General features: G+C 70.8%; 8 protein-coding genes. 7 read left to right on the plus strand and 1 reads right to left on the minus strand.

The genetic code is table 11. The features are described 5' to 3' along the window. Position 1: 1 nt before the first annotated feature. The 5 genes from ACZ63I_RS28665 (at position 2) to ACZ63I_RS28685 (ending at position 5,215) form a co-directional block, all read left to right on the plus strand. Positions 2-1,615 carry a hypothetical protein gene (locus ACZ63I_RS28665; protein WP_469342042.1) on the plus strand — a complete coding sequence of 538 codons (1,614 nt, stop codon included), beginning with the start codon at positions 2-4 and terminating at the stop codon, positions 1,613-1,615. Next, the gene (locus tag ACZ63I_RS28670) at positions 1,612-2,343 is read left to right on the plus strand and encodes an ABC transporter ATP-binding protein (RefSeq protein WP_469342043.1); all 732 of its coding nucleotides are present in this window, start codon (positions 1,612-1,614) and stop codon (positions 2,341-2,343) included. Before ACZ63I_RS28665 ends, ACZ63I_RS28670 begins: the two co-directional genes overlap by 4 nt. After that, on the plus strand, positions 2,340-3,587 hold the full coding sequence (locus tag ACZ63I_RS28675) for an ABC transporter permease (protein ID WP_469342045.1): 1,248 nt from the start codon (positions 2,340-2,342) through the stop codon (positions 3,585-3,587). The genes ACZ63I_RS28670 and ACZ63I_RS28675 overlap by 4 nt, the downstream gene beginning before the upstream one ends. Before the next feature lie 98 nt (positions 3,588-3,685). Next, positions 3,686-4,192: a SigE family RNA polymerase sigma factor gene (locus ACZ63I_RS28680; RefSeq protein WP_469342046.1), complete on the plus strand. Its 507-nt coding sequence runs from the start codon at positions 3,686-3,688 to the stop codon at positions 4,190-4,192. Between the two features lie 117 nt (positions 4,193-4,309). Continuing rightward, a complete protein-coding gene (locus ACZ63I_RS28685) occupies positions 4,310-5,215 on the plus strand; it encodes a hypothetical protein (RefSeq protein ID WP_469342047.1) in 906 nt (301 codons plus the stop codon). A gap of 128 nt (positions 5,216-5,343) precedes the next feature. Here ACZ63I_RS28685 and ACZ63I_RS28690 read toward each other — a convergent pair whose 3' ends face one another. Continuing rightward, positions 5,344-6,660 carry an ice-binding family protein gene (locus ACZ63I_RS28690; RefSeq protein ID WP_469342048.1) on the minus strand — a complete coding sequence of 439 codons (1,317 nt, stop codon included), beginning with the start codon at positions 6,658-6,660 and terminating at the stop codon, positions 5,344-5,346. Between the two features lie 661 nt (positions 6,661-7,321). Between ACZ63I_RS28690 and ACZ63I_RS28695 the strand changes: the two genes are divergently transcribed. After that, complete coding sequence (locus ACZ63I_RS28695; RefSeq protein ID WP_469342049.1) at positions 7,322-8,065, plus strand: IPT/TIG domain-containing protein; 744 nt, start codon at positions 7,322-7,324, stop codon at positions 8,063-8,065. Positions 8,066-8,343: 278 nt separating this feature from the next. Continuing rightward, a partial coding sequence (locus ACZ63I_RS28700) for an IPT/TIG domain-containing protein (protein ID WP_469342050.1) occupies positions 8,344-8,750 on the plus strand: 407 nt, incomplete at its 3' end.

Raw genomic sequence — 8,750 nt, forward strand, 5'->3', positions numbered from 1 at the left:
CATGACGACGACCGGTGACATGACGACGGCCGAGGACGACAACGCGTCCGTACTCGCCAGGCGGCGGCGCTGGGTGGCCCTCGTCGCCGCCGGGGCGGTGCTGCTGGCCGGGGCCGGCGTCGGCGCCTCCCTGCTGATCAAATCCCCGGCGCAGGCCGCCGCCGACGCGCGGGCCCCCGCTCCGGACATCCTGACCTCACCGGTGGAGTACCGGGTACTGAAGGACTCGGTGATCCTGCGGGGCACGGTCACCGCCGGACAGTCCGTCGACGTGACCCCGGCCACCGCGGGCGGAGAGGACGGCGGCCGCCCGGTCGTCACCAAACTGCCGGTGCGCCAGGGGCAGACCGTCTCCGCGGGCCAGGTCGTGATGGAGGTGTCCGGGCGCCCGGTGTTCGCGCTCAAGGGCTCGGTGCCGGTGTACCGGGACCTCAAGCCGGGCACCGAGGGCGACGACGTCAAGCAGCTCCAGGAGGCGCTGACCTCACTCGGACACCGCACAGGGGACGACCGCGCAGGACACTTCGGAGCGGGTACCAAGAGCGCCCTCAGCGCCTACTACGCCTCCATCGGTTACGACCCGCTGCCCGCGTCCTCCGACGAGGCCGACCAGATATCGGCAGCGGAGAGCGCGGTGACGGCAGCGGAACGCGCCCACGAGGACGCGCTGGACACCCTGCACGAAGCGACGGCGGCCACAGCGTCCTCGACTGCCTCGGCGTCCACAGCCGCACCGAGCCCCTCGGCTTCCGCGACACTCTCGGCGGCCGACCTGGCCGACGGCAAGACGGTTCCCGGCTCGGCCGGTTCGGGCGGCGGCGACGGCACGTCCGGTGGCGCGGACACCCGTTCGCTGCGGAAGGGTGTCAACCGCGCCGCGGAGGACCTCGCCACGGCCCGGGAAGCCCTCAACAAGGTCAAGCAGAAGGCCGGGCCGATGCTGCCGTCCGGCGAAGTGGTGTTCATCCGCAGCTTCCCCGCCCGGGTCACCCAGGTCTCCGCGGTGGTGGGCTCCGGCGCCGACGGTGCGGCGATGAAGATATCGGCCGGTCAACTGGTGGTGTACGGCTATCTGCAGGAGCAGCAGAAGGGCCTGATCAGATCCGGGCAGAAAGTGCGGATCGACATCGAGTCGGCCGGCCTCACCGTGCCCGCCACGGTCACTTCGGTGGCCGACTCCCAGGACAACAGCCAGCAGGCGACCGGGCAGAGCGGCACCGACGGCTCCACCGCGGGTGACACCGCGGGCAGCGACACGGGCGGCAGCGCCGCTGCCGTCCCTCAGGGCTATCTGATGGTGGTCCACCCGAACCGGCCACTGCCGTCGAACTCCGCCGGCGAGGACGTACGGCTGACCATCGAGGCGGCCTCCACATCGGGCGCCGCACTGGTTGTTCCGGTCACCGCCCTGTCGTCGGGAGCCGACGGAAAGAGCGTCGTCACCGTCCTGGAGGCCGGTGACGGACAACAGGGTGGCAGACAGCGCAGGGTCGCGGTGCGGCCCGGCACCTCCGGTGACGGGTTCGTGGCCGTGACGCCCGAGGCGGGCGCATCCCTCAAGGAGGGCGATTCGGTGATCACCGGCGTCAAAAGGGGCGCGGGGAGCGGCTCGTGACGCTGATCCAGCAGGACGCCGTACCGCGGGCTCCCGGCGTACCGCCTCCGGTCATCGAGTTCCGGCAGGCGGGCCTCACCTATCCGGGACCGCCGCCGGTACCGGCGTTCAGACCGTGCGACCTGATGATCCGCCGCGGTGAGTTCGTGTCCGTCGTCGGCCCCTCCGGGTCCGGCAAGTCGACGTTCCTGAACATTGCGGGGCTGCTCGACGCACCGACCCACGGCAGCTATCTGCTGGACGGCATCGACACCGGCGCCCTGCGGGACGCGGACCGCACCGCGCTGCGCGGACGCCGTATCGGATTCGTTTTCCAGTCCTTCCACCTGCTGCCGCACCGCTCGTCGCAGGAGAACGTGGTCCTGGGCATGACGTACAACGGCGTCGCCCGCGCGGAGCGCTCCGCGCGGGCGCGCGACGCGCTGGTACGGGTCGGGCTCGGCCACCGGCTCAACGCGCTGCCCACCCGGCTGTCCGGCGGTGAACGCCAGCGCGTCGCCATCGCCCGCGCCGTTGCGTGCCGTCCCTCGCTGCTGCTGTGCGACGAGCCGACCGGCAACCTCGACACCCGTAACGCCGAAGCGGTGCTGGAACTGCTGGACGAACTGCACGCCGACGGCATGACGGTGGTCGTCATCACCCATGACCCGCTGGTCGCCGGCCGCGGCGCCCGTACCGTCGCGATCCGCGACGGCGTGCTGCACGAGGACCGGGAGAGCACCGCGTGAGCGACACCGAACGGCCGGGCCGGGCCGTCGAACCGTCCTCCTTCGGCGTGCGTGACCTGCTCGCCGAATCGCTGGCCGGACTGCTCCAGCGACCGGCCCGTTCCGCCCTGACCGCGCTGGGTACCGTCCTCGGTGTCGGCACCTTCGTCGCGATCCTCGGCCTGACCGCCACCACCTCCTCGCAGATCGATGCCCGGTTCTCCGTACTCACCGCCACCGAGGTCACGGTCGAGGACGTGGCACGGGAGCAGGACCCGTACGCGTCGATGGCCTTTCCCCGCAACGCCGACCAGCGGATCGGGGGACTCGCCGGGGTGGAGCACGCCGGGGTGTTCTGGACCGTGCGCACCGGCCCCGACATGCGGGTACGGGCCTCCCTGGGCGGCGGTTCGGCCGACGGGACCGGCGAGGACGCCGCCCTGGTGGCGGCCTCCCCCGGGGTCCTCGAAGCCGCCGTACCGCACCTGTCCCAGGGCAGGATCTTCGATGCCTACCACGAGAAGCACGCCGCTGACGTGGCCGTGATCGGCTCCGGCCTCGCCGAGCGACTCGGCGTCGCCACCCTGGAGACGCATCCGGCGATCTTCGTCGGCGAGCAGCCGTTCACCGTCATCGGCATCATCGACGACGTCCGGCGCAAGGCCGATCTGCTCTCGTCGGTCGTCATCCCGCGCTCCACCGCGCTCGGGCTGTACGGCGAGCCGCAGGACACCCCGGCGAAGATGCTCATCTCCACCCGCCTCGGCGCCGCCCAGCAGATCGCCGCCGAGGCGCCGACCGCCCTGCGCCCGGACCATCCCGGTTACCTCAAGGCCGTGCCACCGCCGGATCCCAAGTCGCTGCGCTCCCACGTGACCAACGACCTCAGTCAGCTCTTCCTGCTGCTCGCCTCGATCTGTCTGGTCATCGGCGCGGTCGGTATCGCGAACACCACGCTGGTCGCCGTCCTTGAGCGCACCGGAGAGATCGGTCTGCGCCGGGCGCTGGGCGCTCGCGGCCGCCACATCACCGTGCAGTTCCTCGCCGAGTCCGCCGCCCTGGGCGCACTCGGCGGCCTCATAGGAACCAGTCTCGGGACCGTGACCGTGGTGGCTGTCGCCGCGGCCCGCGACTGGACGCCGGTGGTGCACCCGTCGACCGTCGCGGCCGCCCCGGTGATCGGCCTGGTCACCGGCCTGGTGGCCGGCCTCTATCCGGCGCTGCGGGCATCCCGCATCCAGCCGGCGGAAGCACTGCGACGCTGAGATCCGTATTTCTTTTCCGGACGCCGTGACAGGATCCGCACCCCGCGGCGTCCTTGAGGATGTGGAAGAACTCCGATCGGCTGAAGGGCTGGGGCACAGTGGCGTCTTCGGAGGACCTCGGGCAGTTCGAGGAGTTCGCCCGTGCCGGCAGCCCGCGCCTGTTCCGTACCGCCCTGCTGCTCTGCGGGGACTGGCACCTCGCCGAAGACCTGGTGCAGACGGCCCTGGGCAAGGCGTACGCCTCCTGGCACCGGGTGCGACGGGCCGACAACCCGGAGGCGTACGTACGGACCGTGCTGATGCGCAGCTTCATCTCGCACACCCGGCTGCGCCGCTCCACCGAGCGCCCGGTCTCGGCCGTGCCCGAAGGCACGGCCATGGATTCGGACGCCGCGCTGCGGGTCACGCTCCTTGCCGCGCTCGCGGAGCTCCCGGTGCGGGAGAGAGCCGTGGTCATCCTGCGGTACTGGGAGGACAGGAGCGTGGCCGAGACGGCACATGAACTCGGCCTCAGCCAGGGATCCGTCCGCAACCGGAGCGCGCGCGGCCTGTCCCGGCTGCGCAAGCTCATCGGTGGCGAGCACGCCTCGTACTCTCCGCACTGATCATGGCAGTCCAACCGAACCACCCTGCCCGCCACCGAGAAGGACGGTGCTCCGATGCCGCTGCACGAACACGATGACCCAGCCGCAGACCTTTTCGGACCCGAGCTGTCCCGCACCATGAGCTCGACGCTCAGCGACCTTCCGGTGCAGACCGAGACCCTGGTGAGCGGCGCCGTGGCCCGGGGCCGCCGCACCCGGCGCCGCCGGCGGGCGGTGGCCTGGAGCACGGCGGGCACCGCGCTCTCCGCGCTCACCGCCTTCGCCGTCGTCACCGTGCTGCCGGGCAGCCACGCCGGCGACACCACCGCGACCAGCGTCAGGATCCCCGACTTCGCGGCCGTCGGGGCGCAGACCTCCCCGCCCGCGGGCAAGGAGGCCCTGACCGGAGCCGCGACCGTGGACATCCTGCGGGACCTGCTCCCCGGCGGGGCGGGCCCACATCCCACCGTCCGCTGGCAGAACACCGATCCGCGCTTCACATCCGTCCAGACCACGGGAAGCATCACCACCCGCCCCGACAAGAACGTCGTCGACGTCCGGTTCATGGGCGACTTCGTCTTCAGCCCCGCGGAGGCCGAGGCCGCTCCCGGCACCGCCCCCGGTGCGGACAAGGCATCGCCGGGGACGGACAGCGGCGGCACCGTCGCACCCGACAAGGAGGCCGGCAAGAAGGACGCCGCCCGCCGCAGTCACGAATCGGGCATCGCCAAACAGCGCCACGACACCAGCAGGAGTCAGTTGCAGCACCTCTACACCTGCGACGTCCGGAGCACCACGCCCCTCACCGACTGCCACCTGAGCACCCTCGAAGGCGGCGCCATGCTGCTCGCGTACACCACCACCACCGACGGTGTCCGCACCCGTACCGCCGACCTGCTGCGCCCCGACGGCACCAGGGTCCTCGTCACCGCCACCGGGGCCTCGCTCACCGAAGCCCAGTTGCGTACCATCGCGGCCAGCCCGCGTTGGCAGCAGTGGGTCGAACCGGCCGTGAACGACAGAGCCGCCGGGAAGACCCCCTAGGTGTACCGACGGGCCCACCGACCCCGTGGCCCCGCCCTATTCCGGAGGGCGGGGCCACGGTTCTGGTCAGCCCCCAGGGACCACGGGCCGCCCGCCGCCGCAACGGCGGTACCCGCAGGCGGGTCGGCTCACCAGGGGCGGGTGATGGTGTTGGTGTCCAGGGTCACGGAGCCGTCGCGGGCCAGGGTCTGGCCGGCGACGGTCACACCGGCGTTCACCGTGATCGATGTCGCGGCCAGGATCCTGCCGGCGAACGCGGTGTCGGTGCCGAGGGTGGCGGAACTTCCGATCTGCCAGATGACGTTGCGGGCCGCGGCGCCATGGGCGAGAAGTACGCGGCTTGCTGTTGCCGTCGTCAGAGTCGATCCGATCTGGAAGATCCACTGGGCGTTGCGGTTGCTCTGAGCGTCCAGCGTGAGGGTGCCGGTGAGCGCGATGGAAGAGGTCGCGTTGTAGACGCCGGGAGTCAGCGTCAGGCCGCCGAGGTCTCCGGAGATGCCGGCGTCCGGGATCCGGCCGGCGGCGTTGTCGTACGCCGCAGCGAGATCGGCGTGGGCTTCCAGAGCATCCGCGTCCGAGATGTGGATGGTTCCGTCCACCTGGCCGGGCGGGAATCCGGTGACGGAAACCCCCGGGCTGACTCCGAGGTCTCCGGTGATGGTGGACAAGCCGGTGTTGGTGACGGACTGTCCGCCCAGCACCGCGAAACGCCCCAGATAGGTGTAGGCGTCCGAGGCCGTGGTCGTACCGCCGAGGGTGGTGACGGAGACATCGACCGGGCCGCGCGCTCCGGCGGGTACCAGGGCGTCGATCTCGGTGTCGGAGGCGACCCGGTAGGAGGTGGCGGGTATCCCGCCGAAGGTGACGGCGGTGGTGTGGGAGAACGCGGTGCCGGTGATGACGACGAGGTTGCCGCCGTCCTCTGGTCCGGAATCGGGGGTGACGACGGTGATGACAGGGAGGCCGAGGTAGGTGTAGGTGACCGCGCCGGCGATCCCTCCCCGGGTGCGTACGGTGACTGCGACCGGGCCCGCCGAGAGCGCCGAGGGGACGATCGCGGTGAGTTGACCGTCGGAGTCGACGGTGAACCGGGTGGCTTGCGTTCCGAAGCTGACCTGGCTCGTGGTGGACAGGCCGAGGCCGGTGAGGGTCACCGTGTTGCCGCCTGCCAGGGGTCCGGCGGGAGGCGGGACGAGGCGGAAAGAGGGCGGTGGCAGGTAGTAGAAGGTTCCGACCGCTCCCGTTCCCCCGGGGGTTGTCACCGAGACGGGCACGGGGCCGTGGCCGGAGGGGGTGATGGTTTCGGTGGTGGTGTCGCTGACGACCGTGAAGCTCACGGCTTGGCGGGAGGCGTAGCGCACGCCGGTGGTGCCGGTGAAGTGGCTGCCCGTGAGGGTCACCGCGTCGCCGCCGCCGGTGGATCCCTGGTTCGGTGAAACCGCCATGGGGGACTCCTCGAATCCATGGGTCGACGAACCTGGAGTGCCGCGGACCGGCCTGTCGACCGACACATCTGTTTGTTAAGCGAAGTAGCCCAGTGGCTGGAGGCGGTGGCAATGCCCGGGGCGCTTTTTCACCCGAACGGGGAGGAGCGCGGCACGAGGGGGTGACGAGTGCCCTGCGGGGCGGCGGTGAGTGGTGGTGGTGAGGTCACCGAGCGGTCGCGAGAGGAGGCGGACCGCTCAATTCCGGTCTCAAAAATACTATAAATTAATATCTTGTATTCATAAATACGCCCTCAGGGCGCCGTGTTTCACTCTTGAGCGCTCGACCGAATGGCTGGCGTTTTGGCATAGGCCTTGTGGTCATGCCACTCGGATGGCCTACTCGAAGTGTCCGTTTCGACGGATGTGTAACCTTCGAGCCAGATGCGAGCAGGTCGCTGATTCGAGCGTCGGCCGACGCCGGAATCACGGTGTTCCTCGATAGCCCCGCGTATCACGCAGGCGGCCGACACCGCCAAGCGCGCGCCATCGCAGGGCCACCGAATGACCACCTGGCCAGTGGACATGAGATCCGATTCGCACCCGGTCGAGGCATCCGAGAAATCCGAACGCCCCATCACTGCTCGTAATGTACCGCATTGCGAGCGAGGAAGAAGCTCTCATGCCAATCAGCCCGAATCAAGGATCAAGTGGCGGCGGCACACTCGTCACCATCACCGGTACCGGTCTCAGCGGCACCACCGCCGTGCGCTTCGGCACCCGGGCGGCCACCGCCGTCACCAACGTCTCGCCCACCCAGGTCACCGCCGTCTCCCCCTCGGGTAACGGGTCGGTCGGCGTCACCGTGACCACGCCGGGAGGGACGAGCAACCCCCTCCCGTTCTTCTACGTCGGGGCGCCGTTCAAGCAGTCCCTGAGCCCGACCTCCGGGTCGACGGCGGGCGGCGGGACCGTGACCATCAACGGGACCGGCCTGTCCACCGCCAGCAGCGTCGCCTTCGGCGCCAACAACGCGGTCCCGACGGTCGTGTCCGACGGCACGATCACCGTCGCCGCACCGGCGGGCACCGCAGGGTCGGTAGGAGTCAGCGTCACCACTGCGGGCGGCACCAACAACGGGCTGTCGTACACCTACGTCGCCGCTCCGACGGTGACGACGGTCACCCCCGCGGAGGGGCCGACGACGGGCGGCACGACCGTGACCGTGGCCGGTACCGGCCTCACCAGTACCAACCAGGTCACCTTCGACGGGAACCCGGCGCCCTTCACCGTGCTCTCCGACACCGCGGTGTCGGCGGTCACGCCTCCCGGGGCGGCCGGCGCCGTCGACGTCGTCGTCACCAACGACGCGGCCAGCGCGACCGCCGCGGACGCGTACACCTATCTCGCGGGGCCCGGCATCTGACCGCCCCGGAGGGGACCGGCCACCGCCGGCGATCGTCGTCCCACCCATAGCGGACGCGCCGACCACACAGGGCGCCGTGCCCGCCTCACAAGCCCCCGGTTCGGAAAGTCATCACCGGGCCGGGGGCCCGAGCCGTCCAACCCCGCGCCACGTCAAGACCAGGCCGCGAGCGTTCTCCCGACGTCGCCGGAGCCCGCGTGACGGGTGGTGGTGGCGGGCGGGATCCGATCAGTAGTCCCCGACCTTCCCGGGAGGGGAGGCACACCTACGGAGACACCGTGGAAAACAGTGATCCAACGGCGCGAGCGGTACAACCCAGCGTCGCGGCCGCCGCCCCCGTCCTCAGTTCCGTCGTCCCCAACACCGGCTCCGCCGCAGGCGGCAGCACGGTCACCTTGAACGGCAGCGGCTTCACCGGAGCCACGTCGGTCACCTTCGGCGCCAACCCCGCCCTCAGCTACACGGTCGACACCGCCGCGAAGATCACCGCGGTGACACCGTCCGGCACCGGGGCCGTCGCGGTCACCGTGCGATCCCCCAGCGGGACGAGCAATTCCGTCACCTACACCTACGCGGCCACGCCGGCCCTCACCGCCATCGCGCCCAACCAGGGTCCGGCGTCGGGCGGTACAACGGTCACCCTCACCGGCACCGGCCTGTCCGGAGCCACGGCGGTGGCCTTCGG

It is taken from the genome of Streptomyces sp. NPDC087906 (genome assembly GCF_055584925.1).